Source organism: Klebsiella sp. 1SOBk10mer (genome assembly GCF_046602535.1).
Lineage (GTDB): Bacteria > Pseudomonadota > Gammaproteobacteria > Enterobacterales > Enterobacteriaceae > Klebsiella > Klebsiella quasipneumoniae.
Genome location: NZ_JBKIUP010000007.1, coordinates 327,822 through 351,802 on the forward strand (window position 1 = coordinate 327,822; position 23,981 = coordinate 351,802).

Here is a 23,981-nt window from a genome sequence, read left to right on the forward strand (position 1 = left end):
CAGGTATTTTACGATGAATAAAAAAGTCATATTACGCGGCGCCAGCGCCATTATGCCCCTGTGCATCGGGGACTTTCCTTTCTCGTTCATTGTTGGCGCGTTAAGCGTCAGCGCCGGAATGAGCGTCTGGCAAAGTACCGCGTGGTCGGCGATTGTGATTGCCGGCTCGGCGCAAATGCTGGCACTGAATATGTTAAAAACCGGCGCCACGCTCGGCGTGATTATTTTCACCACATTAATTATTAATCTTCGCCACGTGCTGTATAGCGCCTCTATTTCCGGTACCGTGCGCGAAGCCTCATTCTTTAAAAAATGCTTTATGTCCTATGCGCTCACCGACGAGGTGTATGCCACCACCGTCAAAGAGATGGAAGGAAATAAAAAGGAAAAATATCTGTTTTATGGCTCGGCGATGATCACCTTCTGGGCGATTTGGGTGCTGGCCGATTTTCTTGGCGCGCTGGTCGGCGCCTCGTTTCCCCACATTGAAAAATACGGTCTCGATTTCGCCATGGTCGCCGCCTTTATCGCCATCGTGGTGCCGCAAATTAAAAGCCAGGCCTGCACCGTCGCCGCGGTAGTGGCCGCCGTTTCCGGCGTGCTGTTAGTGGTCCTGCCCTACTCGCTGGGTATCGTCGTCGCCTCCGTGCTCGGCGTCCTCGCCGGCCTGTGCGTCGACCTGGCGGAAGAGCGCAAGCAGAGGGCAACAACCGAATCCGATATGCCGTTAGTGGAGGCGCTGGAAAATGAGTAATAGCTACTTTATCGCCCTGACGCTGGGCATGGCCGCGGTCACTTTTCTTATTCGTTTCTCGTTTATCGGCCTGGCAGGCAAGATCCAGATGTCTGAGCGGGTGACCAAAACATTGCGCTTCGTGCCGGTCACCGTCCTGCCGGCCATCATCACCATTCAGATCCTGAGCGTGAATTCCAGCATGGAGTTCGACTTAAAAAATCCGAAGGTGATCGCCGCCATTATCTGTACGCTCGCCAGCTTCCGTTTAGGTCTGGTGTGGGTGGTGGTCAGCGGCGTCGGCTCACTGGTGCTGTTGAATTATTTTCTGTAACTGTTTGAAGGGTAACCCCATGATTATTACTACCGCTGACGCACCCGCCGCGATCGGTCCGTACGTTCAGGGCGTCAATCTCGGCGCGATGACCATCACCTCCGGCCAGCTGCCCATTAATCCGCAGGACGGCACCATGCCCGACGACATTGCCGAACAGGCGCGCCAGTCGCTGGAGAACGTGAAAGCCATCGTCGAAGCCGCCGGCCTCAGCGTTGGTCAGATCGTCAAAACCACGGTGTTTGTGAAAGACCTGGCGGATTTTGCCGCCATCAATGCCGCCTACGAGGCCTTCTTTACCGAACATCAGGCGGCCTTTCCGGCGCGCTCCTGCGTGGAAGTGGCCAGGTTACCGAAAGACGCTGGCGTCGAAATCGAAGCGATCGCTTTCGCCCGTTAACCCCCCGGCTGGAGGAAGAACCTCCAGCCCCTTCCCCACCGATTTTTGTCGTTCCACGTTGTTCATATTACAGGCACTATAGCCACTGAATGACCCGAGGAACGCAGCATGTTGATTATCCGAAAGGCATTACCCGACGACGCGCCACAACTGAGCGCGATGGGTTATGCCAGTTACCAGCACCACTTCGCCCATCTCTGGCGCAATGCCGATGAATTGGCGTTATTTCTTAAGCAAGAATATGCCGAAGATGCGCTACATCGGAGTCTTACCGATGCCAACCATCATTGGCTCATCGCCGAAGCCGCTTCCCCCGTTGGTTTCGCTAAATATAGCTATCAACAGCGAATGGCTGACGACGGCACGACGGGTACGCTGCTGCATAAGCTCTACCTGATGCCGGGGAAGACTGGCCACCGCTACGGCGAGCAGATTTTTCACGCCGTCGAGACGCGAGCAAAAACGGCCGGTGAAAGCTGGCTGTGGCTGGAAGTACTCGCCGCGAATCCCGCCGCGCGCCGTTTTTACGAACGCCAGGGGATGCAGCACATCAGAGACGCAACTTTTCATTCCGCCAGCCAGCAAAGCACCTTACATATTCTGGCCAAACCGCTATGAGAGGAACTATGCCTGAGCTTCGTGACACCGGCGTACGTAACGTCGTTTGTGGTGAAAATGTCGTTATTTACCAGCCCGCCAACCTGTATAACTGCACGCTGGGCGATAACGTCTTCGTCGGGCCGTTCGTTGAGATCCAGGGGAATACCCGCATCGGCGCGGAGAGTAAAATCCAGTCTCATACCTTTATCTGCGAGTACGTCACCATTGGTCGGCGCTGTTTTATCGGTCACGGGGTGATGTTCGCCAACGATCTGTTTCGCGACGGCAAACCAAACGCCGACCGCGCCAGTTGGGGGCGGATTGAGATTGGCGACGACGTGTCGATCGGTAGCGGCGCCACGATTCTGGCCGTCAGTATCTGCGACGGCGTGGTGATTGGCGCGGGCAGCGTGGTGACGAAGTCCATCACCGAGAGAGGCGTGTGGGCGGGGAATCCAGCCCGCCTGCTGCGACGGCTGTAAAAAAAATGCCGACCATAAGGTCGGCATTCCGTCTTAGCTGCGCAAGCGTTATGCGCGCCAGGCTTTATAACGGTTAATCAGACCGTTAGTGGAGCTGTCGTGGCTGCTGACTTCGCTGCCGTCTTTCAGCTCCGGCAGGATGCGGTTAGCCAGCTGTTTGCCCAGCTCAACGCCCCACTGGTCGAAAGTGAAGATGTTGAGGATCGCGCCCTGGGTGAAGATTTTGTGCTCGTACAGAGCAATCAGCGCCCCGAGGCTGAACGGGGTGATCTCACGCAGCAGGATGGAGTTAGTCGGGCGGTTGCCTTCGAACACTTTGAACGGCACCACGTGCTCCAGGGTCGCCGGATCTTTACCCTGATCGCGATATTCCTGCTCCACCACCTCACGGGATTTACCGAAGGCCAGGGCTTCGGTCTGGGCGAAGAAGTTGGACAGCAGCTTCGGATGATGATCGGAGAGCGGGTTGTGGGTGATAGCCGGGGCGATGAAATCGCACGGTACCATTTTGGTGCCCTGATGGATCAGCTGGTAGAACGCGTGCTGACCGTTGGTGCCCGGCTCGCCCCAGATGATCGGACCCGTCTGGTAGTCCACGGCGTGGCCGTTACGGTCAACATACTTACCATTGGACTCCATGTTGCCCTGCTGGAAGTAGGCGGCAAAACGGTGCATGTACTGGTCGTACGGCAGAATCGCTTCGGTTTCTGCCCCGAAGAAGTTGTTGTACCAGATACCGATCAGCGCCAGCAGTACCGGCAGGTTTTTCTCCGCCGGGGTGGTGGAGAAGTGTTTATCCATCGCATGCGCGCCGGACAGCAGCTCAACGAAGTTGTCGAAGCCCACGGAGAGAATGATGGACAGGCCAATCGCCGACCACAGGGAGTAACGGCCGCCAACCCAGTCCCAGAATTCGAACATGTTGGCGGTGTCGATGCCGAACTCGCCAACCGCTTTCGCGTTGGTGGAGAGCGCCGCGAAGTGTTTAGCCACGTGCTTGTCGTCGCCCGCGGTCGCCAGGAACCAGTCGCGCGCGCTGTGGGCGTTGGTCATGGTCTCCTGGGTGGTGAAGGTTTTGGACGCGACCAGGAACAGGGTGGTTTCCGGATTGACGCTCTTCAGCACTTCGGCAATGTGGGTGCCATCGACGTTGGAGACAAAGTGCATGTTGAGGTGGTTTTTATACGGACGCAGCGCTTCGGTGACCATGAACGGACCGAGGTCGGAGCCGCCGATACCAATGTTGACCACGTCGGTGATCGGTTTGCCGGTGTAGCCTTTCCAGCTACCGGAGATAATCGCTTCAGAGAAGGTTTTCATCTTCTCCAGCACAGCGTTCACTTCCGGCATCACATCTTTGCCATCAACCACAATCGGCGTGTTGCTGCGGTTGCGCAGCGCGACGTGGAGTACCGCGCGATCTTCGGTGCGGTTGATCTTTTCACCGGAGAACATCGACTTGATGGCGCCCGCCAGGTCGGTCTCTTTCGCCAGATCCTGTAGTTTAGCCAGCGTCTCTTCGGTGATGCGGTTTTTGGAGAAGTCCACCAGCATCAGATCGTCAAACGTCGCGGAAAACTTAGAAAAACGGTCGCTATCTTTGGCGAACAGCTCGCTGATAGTGACATCTTTCATTTCGTCGAAGTGTTTCTGTAATGCCTGCCAGGCAGAGGTCTGCGTTGGGTTGATGTTTTTCATTAGCAATACTCTTCTGATTTGAGATTGTGACTTCGGTCGATTGTAGCGCCGGTGACGGAAAATTGTGATGATTTTTGTGACTTGTCCCTGACGCCGGTCAGGAATCGGGTCAATACGGAGTAAAAAGCCCCATTAGTATAGCTATCATAAGGCTTTTTTCTGTTAGCCGCAGGGGCATGAAAAATCCGCATAACCGCAGCGTTGACATAGCTGGCGTTAAGCCTTTATATATCCGCAGTGCTTACGTATTGTAAGTATCTATTGCTCGCGCATTTCACGCTACAGCGAAAGGGTATTCGCGGGGGATATAATGTCCTTATTCCCCCGGCCAGGTGAAAGACGTCGGTAATTGCCAGAAGAGGTGCGTTGCCCAGGTAACCGTATTGGAGGAACCAGTCCGGCGAAAATACGTGAGGGGGAGCAACGCCGAGGTGAAAGAGCGTCTGGTTACGCTCCTCACCGGCCACAGGGGCTGAATCCCCTGGGTTGTCACCAGAAACGTTCGCAGTCGGGCGTTTCATACCCGAACACTTCAGCGCCCAGAGCGGTGAGTCGGGTCTACAAGGTGGAGCACTTCTGGGTGACATCGTAGTTGTTTATCATTCTGCGCCACCCTGTTTATCGCTCTTCCCTTGTGCCATGGCTGAATAATTTGGCCTGGCTTATTAAGACATTTTGTTGCGATCCGGCGGCATCCAGCCCCTGCCAGGATAGGTGTTCAGGAATCGTTTTAATAAGTCAGGCCCCCTGACACGAGGTTGTTATGACAGATTTAGTCGTCGCCAAATTTGGCGGCACCAGCGTTGCTGATTTTGACGCGATGAACCGCAGCATTGATGTGGCGCTGCTTGATGCCAATACCCGTATTGTTGTGCTCTCCGCCTCTGCCGGCGTGACCAACATTCTGGTGGCCTTAGCGGAAGGGCTGGAACCCACCGAACGTTTTTCCCAGCTGGACGCTCTGCGCCAGATCCAGTTCAATATTCTGGAGCGTTTGCGCTATCCCAACGTGATCCGCGAAGAGATTGAGCGCCTGCTGGAAAATATCACCACGCTGGCGGAAGCCGCCGCGCTCGCCTCCTCTAGCGCGCTGACTGACGAACTGGTCAGCCATGGCGAACTGATGTCCACCCTGCTGTTTGTGGAGATTCTGCGTGAACGCGGAATTCAGGCGCAATGGTTTGACGCCCGTAAAGTGCTGCGCACTAACGATCGCTTTGGCCGCGCCGAACCGGATATCGCCGCTGTCGCCGAACTGACCCAGCAGCAGCTGACGCCGCGTCTGGCGGAAGGCCTGGTGGTGACGCAGGGCTTTATCGGCAGCGAAGCGAAGGGCCGCACCACCACCCTCGGCCGCGGCGGCAGCGATTATACCGCCGCTCTGCTCGGCGAAGCGCTGAATGCCACCCGCGTCGATATCTGGACCGATGTGCCCGGGATCTATACGACCGACCCGCGCGTCGCACCAGCGGCGAAACGCATCGACGTCATCGCCTTTGAAGAGGCGGCGGAAATGGCCACCTTCGGCGCTAAAGTGCTGCATCCGGCGACCCTGCTGCCTGCCGTGCGCAGCGATATCCCGGTATTTGTCGGCTCCAGTAAAGAACCTAAAGCGGGCGGTACGCTGGTGTGTAAAACCACCGAGAACCCGCCGCTGTTCCGCGCGCTGGCGCTGCGCCGCCGCCAGACGCTGCTGACGCTACACAGCCTGAATATGCTGCACTCCCGCGGCTTCCTCGCCGAAGTGTTCGGTATTCTGGCGCGCCATAACATCTCCGTCGATTTGATCACCACCTCCGAAGTGAGCGTGGCCCTGACCATGGACACCACTGGCTCAACCTCTGCGGGCGATACCCTGCTGACCCAGGCGCTGCTGACCGAGCTCTCCTCGCTGTGTCGCGTGGAAGTGGAAGAAGACCTGGCGCTGGTTGCCCTGATCGGCAACGAGCTGTCGAAAGCCTGCGGCGTCGGCAAAGAGGTGTTTGGCGTCCTTGATCCGTTTAACATCCGCATGATCTGCTATGGCGCATCCAGCCACAACCTCTGCTTCCTGGTCCCTGGCGCCGATGCGGAGAAGGTGGTGCAGACGTTGCATCATAATTTGTTTGAATAAAATTCCTTAGCACGATAAACAATACCTATAGCCGGGCTCGAACCCGGCTTTTTTATAACAACATCAACACAACCAGCTGACCAGCTCGCCGCCCTACCGGTTCGGCGCGGCCGGTTTGCGTATCGCAAGGAACACAACATGCTCGCAACTCTGACGCGGCTGTTCCCGTTATGGGCGCTGCTGCTCTCCGTTCTGGCCTATTACACCCCCACCACTTTCACCCCGATCGGCCCGTGGGTTACCACCCTGCTGATGCTGATTATGTTCGGTATGGGGGTACATCTAAAGCTGGCGGATTTCAAACGCGTCCTGTCGCGTCCGGCGCCGGTCGCTGCAGGGATATTTCTGCACTATCTGGTGATGCCGCTCGCCGCCTGGCTGCTGGCGCTGCTGTTTCATATGCCGCCGGAGCTCTCCGCCGGGATGGTGCTGGTGGGCAGCGTCGCCAGCGGGACGGCCTCCAACGTGATGATCTTTCTGGCCAAAGGGGACGTGGCGCTGTCGGTGACTATCTCCTCGGTCTCCACCCTGGTCGGCGTCATCGCGACGCCGCTGCTGACCCGTCTGTACGTCGACGCGCACATTCAGGTCGACGTCATGGGGATGTTGCTGAGCATTCTGCAGATTGTGGTCATTCCCATCGCCCTGGGGCTGATTGTCCATCATCTGCTGCCGAAGGTGGTGAAAGCGGTGGAACCGTTCCTCCCCGCTTTCTCGATGGTGTGCATTCTGGCGATCATCAGCGCGGTGGTGGCGGGTTCCGCGGCCCATATCGCGTCCGTTGGCCTGGTGGTGATTATCGCGGTGATCCTGCATAACACCATTGGCCTGCTCGGCGGCTACTGGGGCGGACGTCTGTTTGGTTTTGATGAATCCACCTGCCGTACGCTGGCGATCGAGGTAGGGATGCAGAACTCCGGCCTGGCGGCCGCGCTGGGTAAAATTTACTTCGGCCCGCTGGCGGCGCTGCCGGGAGCCCTGTTCTCCGTCTGGCATAACCTGTCCGGTTCGCTGCTGGCCGGATACTGGTCAGGGAAGCCCATCGCCAAAAAAGCCAGCAAGCGCTGAGCGTGACACGTCCGGGCGCCGGCCCGGGCGTGTGCGTTATCCAATCTGCAAACGTACTGGTTTACCTAACTTCATTAACATCATGACTAACGCATCCAGGGTAAACTTACTGGTTTTCTGATTGACCACATCTGAAATGCGTGGGCGCGAAATGCTCAACTTCGCGGCAGCATCGGCCTGCTTCAATTGATGTTCATCTATCCACTCAGCGATTTCCTGCATTAACTGTCGTTTAAGCGCCATCAACTGCTCAACTTCTTTTTCCGCTTGTCCGCGAAGCTGCTCTGCGTCAGCATCATCAAAGCCCAGTTCACTGAATATATTGCTCTCTTCAGAGGTCACATGACGGATACCATCCACACTCTTACGATTCATTTATGACTCCTGTGTTCCTGCTGTATAACCCGCAAACGGCTTCTGACAATCTGTTTTTCGTGTTCGGCGGTCCGGCGCGTCTTTTTGTTAAAACAGTGCAGGACATATATCGCCTCTGCAAAACGGGCCAGATAAATTACCCGATATGCACCGGAAAAGTGGCGCAGGCGGATTTCTTCAACCCCCCGCCCCAGTTGAGGCATTGCTTTCCAGTCCGCAGCCTCTAAACCTGACTGTAAACGATAAAGCTGGAATCCAGCATCTCTGCGGACGTCCTCAGGAAACTGGCGCAGATCGTCAAAGGAAGAGCCCATCCAGACGATACGCCTTAATCTTGGTTGCTGATTGAGCATACCACATCCTTGTATAAAATTTTATACACCACTCGCCCGATATTTATCGTCGATAACAGGTTGATCGTGCCGTTACCCTAAGCCAGTTCACCTCACGGGTCACGAACGAGGGAAATATTCTGCGAGGCGCTTTCCGGATGCGTTCTATTTTGCGCTGATTACCGTACACTGGGTGCTCTGGTCTGACTGAGGGCACCACCATGGCACTCCCCCGAATTACACAAAAAGAGATGACCGAGCGCGAACAGCGCGAATTGAAAACGCTGCTTGACCGCGCGCGCATTGCGCACGGCCGCCCGCTGAGCAATGCGGAAACGAACAGCGTGAAAAAGGAATATATCGATAAGCTGATGGCGCAGCGCGAAGCGGAAGCGAAGAAAGCCCGCCAGGTGAAAAAACAGCAGGCTTATAAGACGGATAAGGAAGCAACCTTTTCCTGGTCGGCGAATACGCCGACCCGCGGCAGGCGTTAGCGCCCTTTCTTTTTACGTCCCGGCTGGGTGAAACGTTTGCCGTTGCCAGCCGGGCGGCCTTTATCGTTGCTATTTTCCACCTTCACCACCGGGCGCTTGATCCCGGGGGTCGCCGCTTTGGCCTTCGGCTTCGCTTTCGGCTTCGCTTCGGAAGAGGAGTTTTCAATCAGCTTGAACAGGTCGATCAGCTCGTCATCGGTCAGATCGCGCCACTCACCCAACGGGATCCCCGTCAGGCTGACGTTCATAATCCGCGTACGCTCAAGCTTCGTCACTTCATAGCCAAAATGCTCGCACATGCGACGGATCTGGCGGTTTAACCCCTGCACAAGGGTGATGCGGAAAACGAACGGCGCTTCTTTCTTTACCTTACATTTTTTGGTCACGGTCCCGAGAATCGGTACCCCCGCGCCCATGCCGCGAATGAACTCATCGGTCACCGGCTTATCGACCGTAACCAGATACTCTTTTTCATGGTCGTTTCCGGCACGCAGGATCTTATTCACCAGGTCGCCATGATTGGTGAGGAAAATCAGCCCCTGGGAGTCTTTATCCAGACGGCCGATAGGGAAGATACGCTTGCTGTGGTTGACGAAATCGACAATGTTGTCGCGCTCGCCGTCTTCTGTGGTGCTCACAATGCCGACCGGCTTATTTAGCGCAATCAGCACCAGATCATCCGCTTCGCGCGGCTCAATCAACCGTCCGTTAACTTTGACCAGGTCGCCAGGCTTCACCTGATCGCCAATCGTGGCGCGCTTGCCATTGATAAAGACGTTGCCTTGTTCAATAAAGCGGTCCGCTTCGCGACGCGAGCAGATGCCGCTTTCACTGATGTATTTGTTTAATCGGGTTGATGAGTCGGGCAGCATAGATTCTCCTGTAAAAGCGAAATATACCCTACCTTGTGGGCGAGAAAAAACCTGGATTGTATGATTCATTATCCAGAAGCTTCGTCGGGCTTGTGAACAGCATTCCGCTTACCTACATCATGCGCCATATCAGCGCGCCGGTATGGGGGCGATGCTAGAATTTCTGCTTCAATAATATTTTTAAAACAGGAAGAAAAGATGGAACTGCTGTTACTCAGTAACTCCACGCTGCCGGGGAAAGCCTGGCTGGAACACGCCCTGCCGCTGATTGCCGGTCAGGTCAAAGGCCGCCGTAAGGCGGTATTCATCCCCTTCGCTGGCGTGACGCAATCCTGGGATGATTACACGGCCAAAGTGGCTGCGGTTATGGCGCCCATGGCGGTCAGCGTAACCGGTATCCACAGCGTCGACGACCCTATCGCCGCCATTGAAAGCACCGAGATGGTGATCGTCGGCGGCGGGAACACCTTCCAGCTGTTGAAAGCGTGCCGCAGTCGCGGTCTGTTGGCGCCGATTGTCGATGTCGTCAAACGCGGGGCGCTGTATATCGGCTGGAGCGCAGGTTCAAACCTCGCCTGCCCGACCATTCGCACCACCAACGATATGCCGATTGTCGATCCGCAGGGATTTGATGCGCTGGGGCTGTTCCCGCTACAGATTAACCCGCACTTCACCAACGCGTTGCCGACCGGGCATCAGGGCGAAACCCGCGAACAGCGTATCCGCGAACTGCTGGTCGTGGCGCCGGAATTAACGGTGATTGGTTTGCCGGAAGGAAACTGGATCCAGGTCACCGATGGTCACGCGACGCTCGGTGGCCCGAACCCGACGCTGTTGTTCAAAGCGGGGGAAGAAGCGATAACCCTGCCTGCGGGCCACCGCTTCTGAGCCTGGGTGGCTAACGTTTCCCGGATAGCGGCGCATTGCGCCTTATCCGGGCTGCCTCAACGGGACGTCCAAACGCAAAACCCCGGTTAGCACAGCGTCGCCGGGGAATGGCTCAGTAGTCATCCCGTTCGTCGTCTTCATCCGGTTGCTCCATCACGCTGTAAGCCACCGAGCAGAACAGGCTGTTCAGGCGCTTCATATCCCCCAGCAGCGCCAGATGCAACGTACTGGTTTCGATACTCTGCACGTTCTGCTGATGCAGACGGTCAACGTGCGCATGCGAGTAGCGGCGGTTAAGAATGCGGAACCGGTGTTTGCTGCGCCGCAGGCGACGAGCGCTCGGCACATCGCTGGAGAAGAAGACCGACATCGCCAGCTGCAGATTGCTGAGCAGCAGATCGTACAGGGCGTCCAGCTCCTTTAACCCTTCCACCGAGAAGGCGCGACGCGCCGCCAGCGATTTATCGGCGATCTCGCTGCCCATCCGCTCGACGATATCGGAGGCCTGCTCGAGGTTTAACGACATCTCAATAATTTCCGCCCAGCGCCGGGACTCTTCTTCCGCCAGCTCATCCTTTGGCATTCGCGCCAGATAGAGCTTAATGGCGGTGTAGAGGACGTTGATATCGTCCGCCATGCGGCGCAGTTCTTTCTCCTGACGGGGTTCGCCATGCATCACCTTATGCAGGCTCTCCAGCATTTGCTCCATCGCGTCGCCAATGCGCAGCGTCTCGCGCGCGGCGTTGGCTAGCGCCAGCGCCGGGGTGTCCAGCGCCGACGGGTCAAGATGCTTGGGTTTGAGATGGTTATCCAGCTCGGGTTCATCGCGGATCATGCGCTGGCACAGCTTCGCCATCGGTCCGGCAAAGGGCACCATCGCGATGCAGCGCAGCAGGTTATAAAAGACGTGAAAGTAGATAACCAGCTCAGACTCCGCCAACGGCAGCTTGTGCATCGCCGCGGCCAGCGGATGGACGAACGGCAGAATGATCAGGCTCCCCACCAGCTTAAACAGCAGGCTGCCCAGCGCCACCCGGCGCGCCGCCGCGTTCGCCGCGCTGTTGTTGAGCATCGCCAACAGCCCCGATCCCAGGTTGGCGCCAATCACCAGGCACAGCGCCACCGGGAAAGAGATCGCTCCCGCCGCGGTCAGCGTCGCGGTCAGCAGCACCGCCGCCAGGCTGGAGTAGCTAATGATCGCGAATACAGCGCCAATCAAGGCATCCAGCATGATATCCCCGGTCAGCGAGGCAAAAATCACCTGCACGCCGTTGGCCTGGGTAATGGGGTGGACGGCCTGCACAATCAGCTCCAGGGCCAACAGGATCAGCCCAAGGCCGATCCCCACTCGCCCCAGCTGCCCGGCGCGGGTCTGCTTGCGGCCGAGGAAGAAAATCACCCCGATAAATATCAACAACGGCGACAGCCACGACAGGTCGAAGGTCAGTACCCTCGCCATCAGCGCCGTCCCGACGTCGGCGCCCAGCACCATCACCAGCGCCGGCGTGAGGCCCACTAAATCCTGGGCGACAAACGAGGTCACCAGCATGGTGGTGGCATTGCTGCTTTGTACCAGCGCAGTCACGCCAAGACCCGCGCAGAAGGCGAGCGGCTTTTTCTCTACGCTGCTACTGAGAACGGTACGTAGGCGAGCGCCATAGACGCGCATCACCCCGGTACGCACGATATGCGTGCCCCACACCAGCAGAGCGACCGCGGACAACAGGTGTAGCAGAGTTAACACGGAATCAGCTTCTCCTTATCGTTATAGGTGTTCCGACGTTCTGGAACCTATCTCAGTATAAGGGGTTAACCTCAATAAAGAGACAAGGCGCTCACAGAGCGCCTTGTTAGTTGTAAGGAAAGATGACGACTAGTCCGCATCATAGCCCAGATTAGGGGCTAACCAGCGCTCGACTTCCGCCGGGGTCATCCCTTTACGCCGCGCGTAGTCTTCGACCTGGTCGCGCTGGATCTGCGCCACGGCGAAGTACTTGCTGTCCGGATGGCTGAAATACCAGCCGGAAACCGATGCCCCCGGCCACATGGCGAACGATTCGGTAAGCTTCATGCCGGTATGGGCTTCGACGTCCAGCAACTGCCAGATGGTGCCTTTTTCAGTGTGCTCCGGACAGGCCGGATACCCCGGCGCCGGACGGATCCCCTGGTAATTCTCGCGAATAAGTTCCTCATTGCTGAGGTTCTCATTGGCCGCATACCCCCAGTAGACCTTGCGCACTTTCTCGTGCAGATACTCGGCGAAGGCTTCCGCCAGACGATCGGCGATGGCCTTGATCATGATCTTGTTATAGTCGTCATGCTGCGCTTCATAGGCCTCCGCCAGCGCGTCCTCCTCCAGGCCGCCGGTGACGGCGAAGGCGCCGATGTAGTCCGCTTTGCCGCTCAGCTTCGGCGCCACAAAGTCGGCGAGGCAGTAGTTGGCGAAGCCGACCTTCTCCGTCTGCTGGCGCAGGTGATGGCTCACCGTCAGCACATGGGTGCGGGTTTCATCGCGATAGATTTCAATATCGTCGCCCACCCGGTTGGCCGGGAACAGGCCCACCACGCCGCGCGGGTTGAGGGTTTTCTCTGCGCTCAGTTTATCCAGCAGCTCGTTAGCGTCTTTGAACAGGCGCTGCGCCTCTTCCCCTACCACTTCATCTTCCAGAATGCGCGGATATTTACCCGCCAGCGACCAGGTCATAAAGAACGGCGTCCAGTCGATGTAATTGCGTAGCGTCTCGATACTGGCTTCCACCTCCTGAATCCCCAGGCGATGGGCCACCGGCGGCGTATAGCTCTCCCAGTCAAAGGCCAGATCGTTTTCCCGTGCGGCCGCCAGAGTCACCGGCGGGGTGCGCGGTTTTTTACGTCCATGCTGGATACGCACGGTTTCATACTCTTTGCGCGTGCGGGCGACAAACTCATCGCGCTGCGTATCCGAGAGCAGCGCAGCCACCACCCCGACGGTGCGCGAGGCGTTCTGTACGTAAACGGTCGGGCCGCTGTAGTTCTGCTCGATTTTCACCGCCGTATGCGCTTTCGAGGTGGTTGCGCCGCCAATAAGCAGCGGGATGGTAAAGCCCTGACGCTCCATCTCTTTCGCCACGTTAACCATCTCGTCGAGCGACGGGGTAATCAGCCCGGAAAGGCCGATGAGATCCGCGTTTACCTCTTTGGCGGTTTTGAGAATTTTATCCGCCGGGACCATCACGCCAAGATCGATGATTTCGTAGTTATTACACTGCAGCACCACGCCGACGATGTTTTTGCCGATGTCATGAACGTCGCCTTTTACCGTGGCAATCACCATTTTGCCGTTACTGGAGCCCTGTTCTTTACTGGCTTCGATAAACGGCTCAAGGTAGGCCACCGCCTGTTTCATGACGCGAGCGGATTTCACCACCTGCGGCAGGAACATTTTGCCTTCGCCGAACAGATCGCCGACCACGTTCATGCCGTCCATCAGCGGCCCTTCGATCACCTCAATCGGGCGGGCAGCCTGCTGACGCGCTTCTTCGGTGTCCTGTTCGATAAATTCGGTAATGCCCTTCACCAGCGAATATTCGAGGCGTTTTTTCACCTCCCAGCTGCGCCACTCCGCCTGCTGGGCATTGGCGCCGTCGTCAACTTTACTGCCGCGATATTTTTCCGCCAGTTCGAGCAATCTTTCGGTGCTGTCATCGCGGCGGTTGAGGATCACGTCCTCCACCGCGTCGCGCAGCTCGCCCGGCAGGTCATCATAGATGGCCAGCTGACCGGCATTGACGATCCCCATATCCATGCCGTTGCGGATCGCATAGTAGAGGAATACGGCGTGGATCGCCTCACGAACCGGGTCATTGCCGCGGAAAGAGAAGGAGACGTTGGAGACCCCGCCGGAGATCAGCGCATGCGGCAGCTCGCGTTTGATGTCTTCGCAGGCGCCGATAAAGTCCTGGGCATAGTTATTGTGTTCTTCGATACCGGTCGCCACCGCAAAGATATTCGGGTCAAAGATAATATCTTCTGGCGGGAAGCCGACCTCTTCGGTGAGGATTTTGTAGGCGCGACGGCAAATCTCAATTTTACGTTCGCGGGTATCAGCCTGGCCCACTTCGTCAAAGGCCATCACCACTACCGCAGCGCCGTAGCGGCGAACCAGTTTCGCATGGTGGATAAAGGGTTCGACGCCCTCTTTCATCGAAATCGAGTTAACGATGCCTTTGCCCTGAATGCATTTCAGGCCTTTCTCAATAACTTCCCACTTGGAGGAGTCGATCATGATCGGCACGCGGGCAATGTCCGGCTCGCCGGCAATCAGGTTGAGGAAGCGCACCATCGCCGCTTCTGCGTCGAGCATCCCCTCGTCCATGTTGATATCGATAATCTGCGCGCCGCTTTCCACCTGCTGACGCGCGACGTCCAGCGCTTCGCTGTACTTCTCTTCTTTGATTAAGCGTTTAAATTTCGCCGAGCCGGTAACGTTGGTACGTTCGCCGACGTTAACGAACAAGCTGTCATCGCCGATATTGAGCGGCTCAAGGCCGGCGAGGCGGCAGGCCACCGCGATTTCCGGCAGCTGGCGCGGCGGCAGGCCCGCTACCGCCCGGCTCATGGCGGCGATATGCTCCGGGGTCGTACCGCAGCAGCCGCCGACGATATTAAGGAAACCGGCTTCCGCCCATTCGCGGATCTGCGCCGCCATGGTATCGGCATCCAGATCGTATTCGCCGAAGGCGTTGGGCAGGCCGGCGTTCGGGTGCGCGGTGACGTAGCATTCAGCGATGCGCGACAGCTCCTGGACGTACTGGCGCAGTTCGTCCGGCCCGAGGGCGCAGTTCAGACCAAACGATAAGGCTTCGGCGTGGCGCAGCGAGTTATAGAAAGCTTCGGTGGTCTGCCCGGAAAGCGTGCGGCCGGAGGCATCGGTAATGGTGCCGGAGATCATCAGCGGCAGGTCAACGCCCAGCGCCTCCAGCTCCTCTTTCACCGCATAGATGGCCGCTTTGGCATTCAGGGTATCAAATACCGTTTCAATCAGGATCAGATCCACGCCACCTTCCACCAGCGCCCGGGTGGACTCGCGATAGGCGGCCACCAGCTGGTCAAAGGTAATATTACGGAACGCCGGATCGTTCACATCAGGCGAAATAGAGGCGGTGCGGTTAGTTGGGCCAAGCACGCCCGCCACGTAGCGCGGTTTTTCCGGCGTGCGGGCCGTCCAGGCGTCGGCGCTGGCGCGGGCCAGCTTCGCCGCCGCAAAGTTGATCTCTGCCGACAGGGATTCCATCTGGTAATCCGCCATCGCGATGGTTGTCGAGTTAAAGGTGTTGGTCTCAATGATATCCGCGCCGGCCTCGAAGTAGGCGTCGTGGATCTCACGGATCACCTCGGGCTTGCTGAGCACCAGCAGGTCGTTGTTGCCTTTCAGGTCGCACGGCCAGTCAGCAAAGCGCTCACCGCGAAAGTCCTGCTCACTCAGACGATAGCCCTGGATCATGGTGCCCATGCCCCCATCCAGAACCAGAATACGTTCTTTTAACTGCTGATGCAGTTGCTCAACTTTGCTGCTCACACTTGCTCCCGACAACGCTCAACTCAGGCCAAATAGCCAACAAACCATACTGGCATAAACCACCGGAGCGGAAAAGACAACAACGGGCAATATGAGACATGTTCAGCTTCACTCCTCCGATGAGTCCGGTAGTGATTGCATTATCGCCAAATAAAACGAAAATTATTTCCACGATACAGAAAAAGGAGTCCGCGATGGCCACTACCCCCGTTCCCGCGAAACGCGGCAGAAAACCCGCGGCTGCCACCGCCCAGCAGGCTGGCGGTCAGGTTCAGTCGCTGACCCGCGGCCTGAAATTGCTCGAATGGATTGCCGAATCCCACAGCAGCGTCGCGCTGACCGAGCTGGCGCAGCAGGCGGGTCTGCCTAACTCAACCACTCACCGCCTGCTGACCACCATGCAGCAGCTGGGTTTCGTCCGCCAGGTCGGCGAGCTGGGCCACTGGGCCGTCGGCGCGCATGCCTTCGTGGTCGGCAGCAGCTTTCTGCAAAGCCGCAATCTGCTGGCGATTGTCCACCCGATCCTGCGCCAGCTGATGGAAGATTCCGGTGAAACGGTGAATCTGGCAGTGCTTGACCAGAGCGACCACCAGGCGATCATTATCGACCAGGTGCAGTGCACCCAGCTGATGCGGATGTCGGCGCCGATCGGCGGAAAACTGCCGATGCACGCCTCCGGCGCCGGGAAGGCGTTTCTCTCGCAGCTGAGCGAAGAGCAGGTTACCAGCCTCCTGCACCGTAAAGGGCTACATGCCTATACGCATGCCACGCTGGTCTCGCCGCTGCATCTGAAGGAAGATTTAGCGCAGACCCGCAAGCGGGGCTACTCGTTCGACGACGAGGAGCACGCGCTCGGCCTCCGCTGCGTCGCCGCCTGCATTTATGATGAACACCGCGAACCGTTCGCGGCAATCTCCATCTCCGGCCCCATCTCACGCATGACCGATGACCGGGTGACCGAGCTGGGCGCGCTGGTCATTAAGGCCGCGAAAGAGGTCACGCTGGCATACGGCGGGGTTAAATAAAAAAAAATGCCCCACCGGGGCATTTTAAGTAGGCCTGATAAGCGTAGCGCCATCAGGCAGATCGGCGCACCTTGCCGGATGGCGGCGTAAACGCCTTATCCGGCCTACTGTCGGCGCCATAGCGCACGCTAAAACGCTGCTTGCGCCGGTAGGCGTAGACATCTTCCACATGGCCGTTTTTAATCCGCGTCTGCAGTTCGCGCCAGTAGTCGGCGCGCAGCAGGTCGGCATGCATCTCCTCAAACAGCGGCCCAATGCGCGGGTCGGCACACAGCCAGTGGCGGAACTCCTCCGGGAACACATCCCCCGGCGAGACGCTGTACCACGGCTCGCTGGCCAGTTCATCCTCGGGATAGCGCGGCGGTGGGATCTGGCGAAAATTCACTTCCGTCATATAGCAGATTTCGTCATAGTCGTAGAACACCACCCGGCCGTGGCGGGTGACGCCGAAGTTTTTAAACAGCATATCACCGGGAAAGATGTTGGCGGCGGCCAGCTGGCGGATAGCATTCCCATACTCTTCTACCGCATCGCGTAGCGCCTGGCCGTTAACCTGCTCCAGCCACAGGTTGAGCGGCACCATTCGCCGTTCAATATACAGATGACTGATGACAATCCGGTCGCCGAGGTCGGTCAGTTTGTTCCCCGCCTCCGCCTGCAGCAGCGCCAGCAGCGCCGGCGCGATTTGTCGTTTCTCCAGCACGAAATTTTCAAACTCCTGCGTGTCCGCCATCCGCCCGACGCGGTCATGCTCCTTTACCAGCTGATAGCAGGCGCGCACGTGGGCGGCGGTCATCTCTTTCTGCGGCGCGAAGCGGTCTTTGATCACCTTAAACACCCGGTCAAACCCCGGCAGGGTAAACACCAGCATCACCATCCCGCGAATGCCCGGCGCCTCAATAAACTGCTCATCGCAGCGAGCGATGTAGTGCAGATATTCACGATAGCTTTCGGTTTTAGCGTGCTTCTGGCAGCCAATCGCCATATACAGCTCGGCCGTGGTTTTCCCCGGCAGGATCTCGCGCAGCCATTCCACCAGGGCGCCGGGCAGTGGCGCATAAACCATAAAATAGGAACGCGCGAAGCCAAACACGATGCTCGCTTCGGCATGGGTGGTCAGGCAGGTATCGACAAACAACTCGCCCTCGTCGCTGCGATGGATCGGCAGCAAAAAGGGCAGCGTGGTCATCGGCATCACCAGTTTGCCCACCAGCCAGGCGGCTTTATTACGATAGAACAGCTCATTGGCGACCTGCAGATGACAGGTGGCGAGCAGTTCCTCCCCCAGCGCCTCCTGCAGACTGGCAATGATATAGCCGATATCCCGCGCTTTATTTTGCCACGGCAGCCGCAGCGGCAGATCGGACAGCACTTTACCCAGCAGGTGCGGCCAGCCGCGATCGGCAAAAAAATCTTTCGCCAGCGGTCGCGGAAGGGTGCGAAAAGGACGCTCGGGCTGCGAGCTGAAAATAAAGAGCCGCTCGGGGGTCAGCGAGCGGTGGTCAAACAGGCGGCAGTAGACCGAATTGAAAAAGCTCTCGGCAATTTCAAAACGAGGGTAATCCGGCAGCAAACGGGTGTAGTGGGCTTTCACCCGCAGCAAAAAGTCGGCATCCGTGCTCTTTCCTTCCGTGATGCAGCGCAGCTGCTCCACCACCAGACCCACATGGTGGTCATAGAGGTGGATCCGCTGTTTCATCGCCTGCTGCACCGCATGCCAGTCGGCCTGTTCAAAGCGCTGCTGCGCGCCGGAAGTCACTTCGAGAAAACGCCCATACTGAGCGTCAAATCCCTGCAATATCGTTTGGGCAATCAGTAATTCCAGACCACGCGTCATCGAACTCCCCCATCCGGCACCACGTCAGGCCGGATGGCGCGCTCGCTTATCCGGCCTGGATCCCTTCACAGGCCCGGTTAGCGTCGTGCCACCGGGCATGGCTCAAAACTGATCTTCTTCGGTCGAGCCGGTCAGCGCCGTCACCGACGAGGCACCGCCCTGGATAATGGTGGTGACCTTGTCGAAGTAGCCGGTACCCACCTCCTGCTGATGCGAGACGAAGGTATAGCCTTCCGGCCCGGCGGCGAATTCCGGCTGCTGCACTTTTTCAACATAATGGCGCATCCCCTCACCCTGAGCGTAAGCATGGGCGAGGTCGAACATGTTGAACCACATGCTGTGGATCCCGGCGAGGGTAATAAACTGGTACTTGTATCCCATGTCCGACAGCTGCTGCTGGAAGCTGGCGATGGTTTTATCATCGAGATTTTTCTTCCAGTTAAACGACGGCGAGCAGTTATAGGCCAGCAGTTTGCCCGGGAAACGCGCATGAATGGCTTCAGCAAAGCGACGCGCCTGCTCAAGATCCGGTTTCGACGTTTCACACCACACCAGGTCCGCATACGGCGCATAGGCCAGCCCGCGGCTGATCGCCTGCTCGATCCCGGCGTGGGTGCGGAAGAACCCTTCGCTGGTGCGATCCCCGGTAATAAACTCACGATCGTACGGATCGCAGTCTGAGGTAATTAAATCGGCAGCGTCAGCATCGGTACGGGCGATCACCAGCGTCGGGACCCCCATCACGTCAGCCGCCAGACGCGCCGCCACCAATTTCTGTATCGCTTCCTGGGTCGGGACCAGCACTTTACCGCCCATATGACCGCACTTCTTCACCGACGCCAGCTGATCTTCGAAGTGAACAGCCGCTGCACCGGCTTCAATCATCGATTTCATCAGCTCGAAGGCATTAAGGACGCCGCCAAAACCGGCTTCCGCATCCGCCACGATCGGCAGGAAATAGTCGATAAAGCGCGGATCGTTCGGCTCAATCCCGGCTGACCACTGGATCTGATCGGCGCGGCGGAAGGTATTGTTGATCCGATCCACCACCGCCGGTACCGAGTTGGCCGGGTACAGCGATTGATCCGGGTACATGCTGGACGCCAGGTTAGCATCCGCCGCCACCTGCCAGCCGGAGAGATAAATGGCTTCGATGCCGGCCTTCGCCTGCTGTAAGGCCTGGCCGCCGGTCAGCGCGCCAAGGCTGTTGATGTACCCTTTCTTCGCTTCACCGTGCAGCAGACGCCACATTTTCGCCGCGCCAAGCTGCGCCAGCGTGCATTCCGGGTTCACCGAGCCGCGTAATTTCACCACCTCTTCCGCGCTGTACGGGCGGGTAATCCCTTCCCAGCGCGGGTTCGTCCACTCTTTGTTTAATTCTTCGATTTGTTGGGTACGGGTTTTCATGTGCAGATGCTCCATATAATTTCCTGGCTCTCCAGGCGCATTGGTGAAGGACTAAATGGCGAACCACACCATCTGGCGATTAGGCCAGCAGGCGGTAGCCCGGTAATGTCAGAAAATCAATCAGTTCGTCGGAGGTGGTAATCTGCTCCATCAGCCGCGCCGCATCGTCAAAGCGGCCATGGCTGAAGCGGTGCTCTCCCAGCTCTTCCTGAATCACCATCAGCTCTTCCGCCAGCCACTGGCGGAACAGCGCTTTTGTGACCGGCGTGCCGTCATTCAGGGTTTTCTGATGATGGATCCACTGCCAGATAGAGGTGCGCGAGATCTCGGCTGTCGCGGCGTCTTCCATCAGGCCATAAATCGGTACGCAGCCGTTGCCGGAGATCCAGGCTTCGATGTACTGCACCGCCACGCGAATGTTGGCGCGCATCCCGGCTTCCGTGCGCTCGCCCTCGCAGGGGGCCAGCAGCTGTTCGGCGGTAATGGGCGCGTCCTCGCTACGGGTCACCGAGAGCTGATTCGGCTTGTCGCCGAGCACGCGGTTAAACACCGCCATGGCGGTATCCGCCAGCCCAGGATGGGCGATCCAGGTGCCATCGTGACCGTTGTTCGCCTCCAGCTCTTTGTCGGCGGTGACTTTATTCAGCACCTGACGGTTACGCTCGACATCTTTGCTCGGGATAAAGGCCGCCATCCCGCCCATCGCAAACGCCCCGCGTTTGTGGCAGGTCTTAATCAACAACCGTGAGTAGGCGCTAAGGAAGGGTTTATCCATCGTCACCACCTGGCGGTCCGGCAGTACGCGGTCCGGATGGTTTTTCAGCGTCTTGATATAGCTGAAGATATAGTCCCAGCGGCCGCAGTTCAGGCCGACAATATGGTCGCGAAGCGCATGCAGGATCTCATCCATCTGGAACACCGCCGGCAGTGTTTCAATCAGCAGCGTGGCCTTGATGGTGCCGCGCGGCAAATCAAAGCGATCTTCAGTAAAGCTGAAGACATCGTTCCACCATGCCGCCTCTTGCCAGGCCTGGGTTTTTGGCAGATAGAAGTAGGGACCACTTCCTTTCGCCAGCAGCGCCTGGTAGTTATGAAAGAAATAGAGCGCAAAATCGAAAAGACTGCCGGGGATGGCCTCATTACGCCAGGTCACATGCTTTTCCGGCAGGTGCAGACCGCGCACACGGCATACCAGCACAGCGGGATTGGGCTGCAGTTGATAGATTTTGCCAGCCTCATTGGTGTAGCTGATGGTCCCGTTCACGGCATCGCGTAGGTTGATTTGACCATCAATGACTTTACGCCAGTCAGGCGCCAGCGAATCCTCAAAGTCCGCCATAAAGACTTTTACGTTAGCGTTCAACGCGTTAATGACCATCTTGCGCTCGACGGGGCCGGTAATTTCAACGCGGCGATCCTGCAAATCCGCCGGGATACCACGAATGGTCCAGTCGCTATTTCTAATGGAAGCAGTTTCCGAAATAAAATCCGGCAGCTGTCCATCGTCAATAGCCTGCTGCTGCTGCAGACGCGCGGCCAGCAGTTTATTGCGCGCCGGCGTAAAGCGGCTCACCAGTTCCGTCAGAAATTCTACCGCCTCAGGCGTTAAGATCTGCTTCTCCTGCTCGCCATAGGGCTGACTAAAGGCCAGTTCATCGGTGATTGTCGCCTGCTGCGTCATTGTGCTGCTCCTCTTGGTTGATCCGCTGGAAGCGAGCGAAAGATCGTTGTGCAGTTTTCGCTCAGCACAATTAAGACTACTCAATTAATTTTCAAAATCAAAAACAATTTCCATTTTAATTTTAAAATGACATTAACATATTGATAACAATGGAATTAAAGTTATCATCAGCTGTGAGGTGAATTTCGGAAATAAAAAAGGCACCCGAAGGTGCCAGAGGCAAAGTGCTGAAACGCTTTAGGATCGTTTCGTGCGGAGTATTACTCCAGCGTTGGATTCATATGCCGCAGATCGTATGGTGTAATTTGGTAGACGTAATAGTTCAGCCAGTTAGCGAACAGCAGATTACCGTGGCTGCGCCAGGTAGCGCGCGGTTTGTTCTGCGGGTCGTTTTGCGGAAAATAGTTGTGGGGAACCTCAGGGTTCAAACCGGCTTCCACATCGCGGAAATATTCACTTGCCAGGGTATTGGCATCGTACTCGGGGTGGCCGGTGACAAAGGCGATACGCTTATCTTTACTGGCGAACAGATACGCATCGCCCTCTTCTGTCTCCGCGAGGATCTCGAGATCGGTATAGTCACGGATAAGCCCTGCCGGAAAGTCAGCATAGCGTGAGTGTGGGGCGAGGAAAGAGTCGTCGAAACCGCGGGTCAGTAAGGCGTGTGGGTGTAGAATATGGTGTTCATAGACGCCAGAAATCTTTTCGGCACGGGTTTGCTTGGGAATGCCGTACAGAATATTCAGCGCGGCCTGCACCGCCCAACAGACGAACAGCGTCGAAGTGACGTGATCCTTGGCCCACTCCAGCACCTGTTTGATCTGCGGCCAGTAAGCGACATCATTAAATTCAACCAGGCCTAAAGGAGCGCCGGTGACGATCAGGCCGTCAAAGTTCTGATCGCAGATCTCATCGAAATTGCAGTAAAAGTTATTCAGATGCTCCGCCGGCGTATTACGTGACTCACGTGCATCGATGCGTAATAACTGGATGTCCACCTGCAGCGGAGAGTTCGACAGCAGACGCAGGAACTGATTCTCCGTCTCGATTTTCTTCGGCATCAGGTTGAGGATTAACACCTTCAGGGGGCGGATTTCCTGAGTTGTTGCACGCGTTGTCGTCATTACAAAGACGTTTTCATTGCGCAAGAAATTGACGGCTGGTAGCTCGTCCTGCACCCGAATTGGCATAACTCTATTACCTCATAGCATACGTATAAACGTTTAGACATCCAGATAGCTGAAGATAACCAGGAATCGGGTGAATGTCGAGTCTGCATGTTCACGGTGAGAAAATTTCACGGCGCGCATTGAGTTAGAATATAAGAATGAAGAAAAGGAGAAAATATGGTTATTAGCATCCGCCGTTCCCGGCCTGATGAAGGGGATAAACTGATTGCGATCTGGTGTCGGTCGGTCGACGCCACCCACGACTTTCTGTCAAAAGCGTATCGAAAGGAGCTGGAGGAGATGGTACGCGCATTTTTACCGGAGGCTCCGCTGTGGGTGGCGGTTAACACGGAGGACCAGCCGATCGCCTTTATGCTACTGACCGGAGATCATATGGATGCGCTGTTCGTCGATCCAGATGTCCGCGGCTGCGGTGTGGGGAGATTGCTGATTGAGCATGCGCTGTCGTTAACGCCGAAGCTGACGACCAACGTAAATGAGCAGAATGAACAAGCGGTCGGGTTTTATCAGAGAATGGGTTTTAGGGTGACAGGGCGGTCTGAAACGGACGATCTGGGGCAACCGTATCCGTTATTGAATTTGATACATGAGCAGCAGGCTGAAGCAGACTAAGATTGACGTCGCAACTGCTAACCCTTGGACAGGAGCCTCCCCCGGAGGCGGTGCTGCGCACCTTGTCCGGGCTACGGATCGTGTAGCCCCGGTAAGCGCAGCGCCACCGGGGGGGCATGCCGGCACCCTCCCCGGATGACACAAACGCAAAAAAGCTCAGCCTTTCGACTGAGCTTTCTGCTTTATTTGATGCCTGGCAGTTCCCTACTCTCACATGGGGAGACCCCACACTACCATCGGCGCTACGGCGTTTCACTTCTGAGTTCGGCATGGGGTCAGGTGG

General features: G+C 57.2%; 21 protein-coding genes, 1 rRNA gene and 1 riboswitch. Of the genes, 11 read left to right on the plus strand and 11 right to left on the minus strand.

Annotation, left to right across the window (positions count from 1 at the left end):
- The first annotated feature begins 13 nt into the window (after nt 1-13).
- The 5 genes from ACLH1I_RS19670 (at nt 14) to ACLH1I_RS19690 (ending at nt 2,549) form a co-directional block, all read left to right on the plus strand.
- On the plus strand, nt 14-754 hold the full coding sequence (locus tag ACLH1I_RS19670) for an AzlC family ABC transporter permease (RefSeq protein ID WP_004206277.1): 741 nt from the start codon (nt 14-16) through the stop codon (nt 752-754).
- Nucleotides 747-1,067, plus strand: coding sequence for an AzlD domain-containing protein (locus tag ACLH1I_RS19675; protein ID WP_004206276.1), 321 nt, complete (start codon nt 747-749; stop codon nt 1,065-1,067). Before ACLH1I_RS19670 ends, ACLH1I_RS19675 begins: the two co-directional genes overlap by 8 nt.
- A gap of 19 nt (nt 1,068-1,086) precedes the next feature.
- Nucleotides 1,087-1,467 (plus strand): RidA family protein, encoded by a 381-nt coding sequence (locus ACLH1I_RS19680; RefSeq protein WP_043519204.1) that lies wholly within the window; start codon nt 1,087-1,089, stop codon nt 1,465-1,467.
- A 108-nt stretch (nt 1,468-1,575) separates the two neighbouring features.
- Nucleotides 1,576-2,085: a GNAT family N-acetyltransferase gene (locus ACLH1I_RS19685; protein ID WP_135712191.1), complete on the plus strand. Its 510-nt coding sequence runs from the start codon at nt 1,576-1,578 to the stop codon at nt 2,083-2,085.
- 8 nt (nt 2,086-2,093) lie between these two features.
- Nucleotides 2,094-2,549, plus strand: a complete 456-nt coding sequence (locus ACLH1I_RS19690) for an acyltransferase (RefSeq protein WP_017900128.1) — start codon at nt 2,094-2,096, stop codon at nt 2,547-2,549.
- Between the two features lie 48 nt (nt 2,550-2,597).
- Here ACLH1I_RS19690 and pgi read toward each other — a convergent pair whose 3' ends face one another.
- Nucleotides 2,598-4,247 carry a glucose-6-phosphate isomerase gene (gene pgi, locus ACLH1I_RS19695; protein WP_004206271.1) on the minus strand — a complete coding sequence of 550 codons (1,650 nt, stop codon included), beginning with the start codon at nt 4,245-4,247 and terminating at the stop codon, nt 2,598-2,600.
- 348 nt (nt 4,248-4,595) lie between these two features.
- Nucleotides 4,596-4,831: riboswitch (Lysine riboswitch) on the plus strand.
- Between the two features lie 179 nt (nt 4,832-5,010).
- Between pgi and lysC the strand changes: the two genes are divergently transcribed.
- Both lysC and panS read left to right on the plus strand, forming a co-directional pair.
- Nucleotides 5,011-6,360, plus strand: coding sequence for a lysine-sensitive aspartokinase 3 (lysC, locus tag ACLH1I_RS19700; protein ID WP_017900129.1), 1,350 nt, complete (start codon nt 5,011-5,013; stop codon nt 6,358-6,360).
- A gap of 138 nt (nt 6,361-6,498) precedes the next feature.
- Nucleotides 6,499-7,428, plus strand: coding sequence for a ketopantoate/pantoate/pantothenate transporter PanS (panS, locus tag ACLH1I_RS19705; RefSeq protein WP_017900130.1), 930 nt, complete (start codon nt 6,499-6,501; stop codon nt 7,426-7,428).
- 36 nt (nt 7,429-7,464) lie between these two features.
- Here panS and ACLH1I_RS19710 read toward each other — a convergent pair whose 3' ends face one another.
- Both ACLH1I_RS19710 and ACLH1I_RS19715 read right to left on the minus strand, forming a co-directional pair.
- Nucleotides 7,465-7,803, minus strand: a complete 339-nt coding sequence (locus tag ACLH1I_RS19710) for a helix-turn-helix domain-containing protein (protein WP_004206819.1) — start codon at nt 7,801-7,803, stop codon at nt 7,465-7,467.
- Complete coding sequence (locus tag ACLH1I_RS19715) at nt 7,800-8,156, minus strand: type II toxin-antitoxin system RelE/ParE family toxin (protein WP_004206820.1); 357 nt, start codon at nt 8,154-8,156, stop codon at nt 7,800-7,802. Before ACLH1I_RS19715 ends, ACLH1I_RS19710 begins: the two co-directional genes overlap by 4 nt.
- A 200-nt stretch (nt 8,157-8,356) precedes the next feature.
- On the opposite strand from ACLH1I_RS19715, the gene ACLH1I_RS19720 reads away from it, so the two are divergent.
- A complete protein-coding gene (locus ACLH1I_RS19720) occupies nt 8,357-8,629 on the plus strand; it encodes a DUF3811 domain-containing protein (protein WP_004177859.1) in 273 nt (90 codons plus the stop codon).
- On the opposite strand, the gene rluF is transcribed toward ACLH1I_RS19720, so the two are convergent.
- The gene (gene rluF / locus ACLH1I_RS19725) at nt 8,626-9,501 is read right to left on the minus strand and encodes a 23S rRNA pseudouridine(2604) synthase RluF (RefSeq protein WP_017900131.1); all 876 of its coding nucleotides are present in this window, start codon (nt 9,499-9,501) and stop codon (nt 8,626-8,628) included. The two genes, ACLH1I_RS19720 and rluF, sit on opposite strands and share 4 nt — an antisense overlap.
- A gap of 198 nt (nt 9,502-9,699) precedes the next feature.
- On the opposite strand from rluF, the gene pepE reads away from it, so the two are divergent.
- Nucleotides 9,700-10,389, plus strand: coding sequence for a dipeptidase PepE (gene pepE / locus ACLH1I_RS19730; protein ID WP_004206823.1), 690 nt, complete (start codon nt 9,700-9,702; stop codon nt 10,387-10,389).
- A gap of 112 nt (nt 10,390-10,501) precedes the next feature.
- Here pepE and ACLH1I_RS19735 read toward each other — a convergent pair whose 3' ends face one another.
- Nucleotides 10,502-12,133, minus strand: coding sequence for a Na/Pi cotransporter family protein (locus tag ACLH1I_RS19735; protein WP_004206824.1), 1,632 nt, complete (start codon nt 12,131-12,133; stop codon nt 10,502-10,504).
- A 129-nt stretch (nt 12,134-12,262) separates the two neighbouring features.
- Complete coding sequence (gene metH, locus ACLH1I_RS19740; protein ID WP_017900133.1) at nt 12,263-15,946, minus strand: methionine synthase; 3,684 nt, start codon at nt 15,944-15,946, stop codon at nt 12,263-12,265.
- A gap of 194 nt (nt 15,947-16,140) precedes the next feature.
- Here metH and iclR point away from each other — a divergent pair, with 194 nt between their 5' ends.
- The gene (gene iclR / locus ACLH1I_RS19745) at nt 16,141-16,971 is read left to right on the plus strand and encodes a glyoxylate bypass operon transcriptional repressor IclR (RefSeq protein WP_004206826.1); all 831 of its coding nucleotides are present in this window, start codon (nt 16,141-16,143) and stop codon (nt 16,969-16,971) included.
- Between the two features lie 52 nt (nt 16,972-17,023).
- Here the strand turns inward: iclR and aceK are convergent, their stop codons facing one another.
- The 4 genes from aceK to metA all read right to left on the minus strand — a co-directional run bounded on the left by aceK (nt 17,024) and on the right by metA (nt 23,086).
- A complete protein-coding gene (gene aceK, locus ACLH1I_RS19750) occupies nt 17,024-18,808 on the minus strand; it encodes a bifunctional isocitrate dehydrogenase kinase/phosphatase (protein ID WP_004206827.1) in 1,785 nt (594 codons plus the stop codon).
- Nucleotides 18,809-18,910: 102 nt separating this feature from the next.
- On the minus strand, nt 18,911-20,215 hold the full coding sequence (gene aceA, locus ACLH1I_RS19755; RefSeq protein WP_004206828.1) for an isocitrate lyase: 1,305 nt from the start codon (nt 20,213-20,215) through the stop codon (nt 18,911-18,913).
- A 79-nt stretch (nt 20,216-20,294) separates the two neighbouring features.
- Complete coding sequence (gene aceB / locus ACLH1I_RS19760; RefSeq protein ID WP_032456808.1) at nt 20,295-21,896, minus strand: malate synthase A; 1,602 nt, start codon at nt 21,894-21,896, stop codon at nt 20,295-20,297.
- Nucleotides 21,897-22,156: 260 nt separating this feature from the next.
- Entirely contained in the window at nt 22,157-23,086 is a 930-nt protein-coding gene (gene metA / locus ACLH1I_RS19765; protein WP_004206830.1) for a homoserine O-acetyltransferase MetA, read from the minus strand.
- A gap of 156 nt (nt 23,087-23,242) precedes the next feature.
- Here metA and ACLH1I_RS19770 point away from each other — a divergent pair, with 156 nt between their 5' ends.
- The gene (locus ACLH1I_RS19770; RefSeq protein WP_004206832.1) at nt 23,243-23,698 is read left to right on the plus strand and encodes an acetyltransferase; all 456 of its coding nucleotides are present in this window, start codon (nt 23,243-23,245) and stop codon (nt 23,696-23,698) included.
- 191 nt (nt 23,699-23,889) lie between these two features.
- On the opposite strand, the gene rrf is transcribed toward ACLH1I_RS19770, so the two are convergent.
- Nucleotides 23,890-23,981, minus strand: a 5S ribosomal RNA gene (gene rrf / locus ACLH1I_RS19775); the annotation flags it as partial.

Bases quoted from the DNA above. Each gene is read 5' to 3' on its own strand.
- ACLH1I_RS19670 (WP_004206277.1), top strand. From the start codon at position 14: ATGAATAAAAAAGTCATATTACGCGGCGCCAGCGCCATTATGCCCCTG.
- ACLH1I_RS19675 (WP_004206276.1), top strand. From the start codon at position 747: ATGAGTAATAGCTACTTTATCGCCCTGACGCTGGGCATGGCCGCGGTC.
- ACLH1I_RS19680 (WP_043519204.1), top strand. From the start codon at position 1,087: ATGATTATTACTACCGCTGACGCACCCGCCGCGATCGGTCCGTACGTT.
- ACLH1I_RS19685 (WP_135712191.1), top strand. From the start codon at position 1,576: ATGTTGATTATCCGAAAGGCATTACCCGACGACGCGCCACAACTGAGC.
- ACLH1I_RS19690 (WP_017900128.1), top strand. From the start codon at position 2,094: ATGCCTGAGCTTCGTGACACCGGCGTACGTAACGTCGTTTGTGGTGAA.
- pgi (WP_004206271.1), bottom strand. From the start codon at position 4,247: ATGAAAAACATCAACCCAACGCAGACCTCTGCCTGGCAGGCATTACAG.
- lysC (WP_017900129.1), top strand. From the start codon at position 5,011: ATGACAGATTTAGTCGTCGCCAAATTTGGCGGCACCAGCGTTGCTGAT.
- panS (WP_017900130.1), top strand. From the start codon at position 6,499: ATGCTCGCAACTCTGACGCGGCTGTTCCCGTTATGGGCGCTGCTGCTC.
- ACLH1I_RS19710 (WP_004206819.1), bottom strand. From the start codon at position 7,803: ATGAATCGTAAGAGTGTGGATGGTATCCGTCATGTGACCTCTGAAGAG.
- ACLH1I_RS19715 (WP_004206820.1), bottom strand. From the start codon at position 8,156: ATGCTCAATCAGCAACCAAGATTAAGGCGTATCGTCTGGATGGGCTCT.
- ACLH1I_RS19720 (WP_004177859.1), top strand. From the start codon at position 8,357: ATGGCACTCCCCCGAATTACACAAAAAGAGATGACCGAGCGCGAACAG.
- rluF (WP_017900131.1), bottom strand. From the start codon at position 9,501: ATGCTGCCCGACTCATCAACCCGATTAAACAAATACATCAGTGAAAGC.
- pepE (WP_004206823.1), top strand. From the start codon at position 9,700: ATGGAACTGCTGTTACTCAGTAACTCCACGCTGCCGGGGAAAGCCTGG.
- iclR (WP_004206826.1), top strand. From the start codon at position 16,141: ATGGCCACTACCCCCGTTCCCGCGAAACGCGGCAGAAAACCCGCGGCT.
- aceK (WP_004206827.1), bottom strand. From the start codon at position 18,808: ATGACGCGTGGTCTGGAATTACTGATTGCCCAAACGATATTGCAGGGA.
- aceA (WP_004206828.1), bottom strand. From the start codon at position 20,215: ATGAAAACCCGTACCCAACAAATCGAAGAATTAAACAAAGAGTGGACG.
- aceB (WP_032456808.1), bottom strand. From the start codon at position 21,896: ATGACGCAGCAGGCGACAATCACCGATGAACTGGCCTTTAGTCAGCCC.
- metA (WP_004206830.1), bottom strand. From the start codon at position 23,086: ATGCCAATTCGGGTGCAGGACGAGCTACCAGCCGTCAATTTCTTGCGC.
- ACLH1I_RS19770 (WP_004206832.1), top strand. From the start codon at position 23,243: ATGGTTATTAGCATCCGCCGTTCCCGGCCTGATGAAGGGGATAAACTG.